At 59.3% G+C, this 2,739-nt stretch carries 3 protein-coding genes; 1 reads left to right on the top strand and 2 read right to left on the bottom strand.

Annotated elements, in window-relative coordinates; translation table 11 throughout:
• Nucleotides 1-42 precede the first annotated feature (42 nt).
• Nucleotides 43-513 carry a GNAT family N-acetyltransferase gene (locus ACRESD_RS02585; RefSeq protein WP_431749492.1) on the bottom strand — a complete coding sequence of 157 codons (471 nt, stop codon included), beginning with the start codon at nt 511-513 and terminating at the stop codon, nt 43-45.
• 97 nt (nt 514-610) lie between these two features.
• Nucleotides 611-1,951 carry a 30S ribosomal protein S12 methylthiotransferase RimO gene (rimO, locus tag ACRESD_RS02580; RefSeq protein WP_105696330.1) on the bottom strand — a complete coding sequence of 447 codons (1,341 nt, stop codon included), beginning with the start codon at nt 1,949-1,951 and terminating at the stop codon, nt 611-613.
• Between the two features lie 289 nt (nt 1,952-2,240).
• On the opposite strand from rimO, the gene ACRESD_RS02575 reads away from it, so the two are divergent.
• Nucleotides 2,241-2,739, top strand: a 499-nt coding sequence (locus ACRESD_RS02575) for a KUP/HAK/KT family potassium transporter (RefSeq protein WP_431749491.1), incomplete at its 3' end; no start/stop codon positions are given.

The following is a 2,739-nucleotide window of genomic DNA, read 5'->3' as shown; positions in this document are numbered from 1 at the left end:
CCTTCGCGAGCAAGCCCGCTCCCACAGGTGTTCTGTGTTTTATCAGCCACTGCGCATGTGTTGCTGTTGGCGCAAACGCATATGCAGCAACGGGTACGGCTGCCCCAGGCCATCATGCTCCGTGCGTCCGACCACTTCGAACCCCTGCTTGAGGTAAAAGCCCAATGCTTGGGGATTCTGCTCGTTCACTTCCAGCTCATCGGCGTTCATATGCTCGATCGCATAACGCAGCAATTGCTGGCCAAGGCCCTGGCCTCGGTGTTGCGGGTCGATAAACAGCATCTCGACCTTGCCGGCGGCCACTCCGGCAAACCCGGTGATGCGCTGGTGCGTGTCCTTGGTGCAAATCAGCATCACCGTATCCAGGTAATGAGTCAGCACCAGGTGTCTCAAGTGCTCGATGTAGTTGTCCGGTAAAAAATCATGGGTAGCCCGCACCGAGGACTCCCAGATATCAGTCAATTTTTGATAATCGCTGGTTTTAGGTGTGTGGATGACCGAATGCCGACGCATGCTCGCTGCCCCTGCCGATGATTGGCGATGGGCAAACGATAGACCTAAAAAAGCCCCACATCTTGATCGGATGCAGGGCTTTTCAAGGTGTTGCCGATCAGTCGCGCTTTTCAGCCCACAGGTCGTATTCGTCGGCGTCAGTCACGGTACACCAGACCTTGTCGCCTGGCTTCAAACCGCTGGCGTCGTCGATAAACACGTTGCCGTCGATCTCCGGTGCGTCGAAGAAGCAACGGCCGACCGCGCCTTGCTCGTCGACTTCGTCGATCAGCACTTCGATCTCTTTGCCGATGCGCAGTTGCAGGCGCGCCGAGCTGATGGCCTGCTGGTGCGCCATGAAACGCTCCCAACGGTCTTGCTTGACGTCGTCCGGCACCACGGCCAGGTCCAGCAAATTGGCGGGGGCGCCTTCGACCGGCGAGTACTGGAAGCAACCCACGCGGTCCAACTGCGCTTCGGTCAGCCAGTCCAGCAGGTACTGGAAGTCTTCTTCGGTTTCGCCAGGGAAGCCGACGATGAAGGTGGAGCGGATGATCAGCTCCGGGCAGATCTCGCGCCAGTTCTTGATGCGCGCCAGGGTCTTGTCTTCGAAGGCCGGGCGTTTCATCGCCTTGAGCACTTTAGGGCTGGCGTGCTGGAACGGGATGTCCAGGTACGGCAGGATCTTGCCGGCGGCCATCAACGGAATCAGCTCATCCACGTGCGGGTACGGATAAACGTAGTGCAGGCGCACCCACACGCCCAGGCTGCTCAAGGCTTCACACAGTTCGGTCATGCGGGTTTTCACCGGCGCCCCGTTCCAGAAACCGGTGCGGTATTTCACGTCGACGCCGTAGGCGCTGGTGTCCTGGGAGATAACCAGCAGCTCTTTCACGCCGGATTTGACCAGGCGCTGGGCTTCGTCGAGTACATCACCCACCGGGCGACTGACCAGCTTGCCGCGCATCGACGGGATGATGCAGAAGCTGCAGCTGTGGTTGCAGCCTTCGGAAATCTTCAGGTACGCATAGTGGCGCGGGGTCAGCTTGATGCCCTGTGGTGGCACCAGGTCGATCAGCGGGTTGTGGTCCTGGCGCGGTGGCACCACTTCGTGCACGGCGTTGACCACCTGCTCGTACTGCTGCGGACCGGTCACGGCCAGCACGCTTGGGTGTACGTCGCGGATGTTGCCTTCTTCCACGCCCATGCAGCCGGTCACGATGACCTTGCCGTTTTCCTTGATGGCTTCGCCGATCACTTCCAGGGACTCGGCCTTGGCGGAGTCGATGAAACCGCAGGTGTTGACCACCACCACGTCGGCGTCCTGATAAGTGGACACCACGTCATAGCCTTCCATACGCAGTTGCGTCAGGATGCGCTCGGAGTCTACAAGCGCCTTCGGGCAGCCCAGTGAAACAAAGCCGACCTTGGGATTGGCCGTCGCGGGAGTGGTGGACATGTCTAACCTCGGTATTGAATGACGCCGCCGCCGTGAAGGGCAGGGCAGCGGACGGGCGCTTGGTGCGCCTCTGATCAAAAAGTGCGCAATTCTAGCGACGGGCAACGCACTTGACCAGCTTTATGCAGGGAAATACGACGAGTGCTGCGCTATGCTTCGCGCCGTTGCACGTAGGTAAATTCCTAAGGTCAACAAAACGTCTGTTACGAGAAGTAAAACAGCGCATGCTAGGGTCAGTTTAGTCGCGCTGTTAATAAAAGACCTCAGGTCAAAAGGGCAGGAGTGGTTGATGGGTCAGGCAAGTAGTCAGGCAGCAGGTGCCGAGCATTCCAACGCAAAGCCGATTGGCATGCTGGTGGCGGCGGTCGGGGTGGTTTACGGCGATATCGGTACCAGCCCGCTCTATACCCTTAAAGAAGTATTCACTGGCGGTTACGGGGTTCAAGTCAACCATGACGGGGTCTTCGGCATTCTGGCGCTGATTTTCTGGTCGCTGGTCTGGGTCGTCTCGATCAAATACGTGCTGTTTATCCTGCGTGCCGATAACCAGGGCGAGGGCGGCATCATGGCCCTGACGGCGCTGGCGCGGCGGGCGTCGTCACCGTACCCGAAATTGCGCTCGGTGCTGGTGATCCTCGGTCTGATTGGCGCGGCGCTGTTTTATGGCGACAGCATGATCACCCCGGCGATCTCGGTACTGTCGGCGGTCGAGGGCCTGGAGTTGGCCTTTGACGGCCTCGAACGCTGGGTGGTGCCACTGTCGCTGGTGGTGCTGGTGGGGTTGTTCC

The organism is Pseudomonas sp., from assembly GCF_050739995.1.
In the GTDB taxonomy this organism is placed as follows: domain Bacteria; phylum Pseudomonadota; class Gammaproteobacteria; order Pseudomonadales; family Pseudomonadaceae; genus Aquipseudomonas.
The sequence above is the reverse complement of the archived record's forward strand: the minus strand, read 5'-3'. Positions and strand labels throughout refer to the sequence as shown.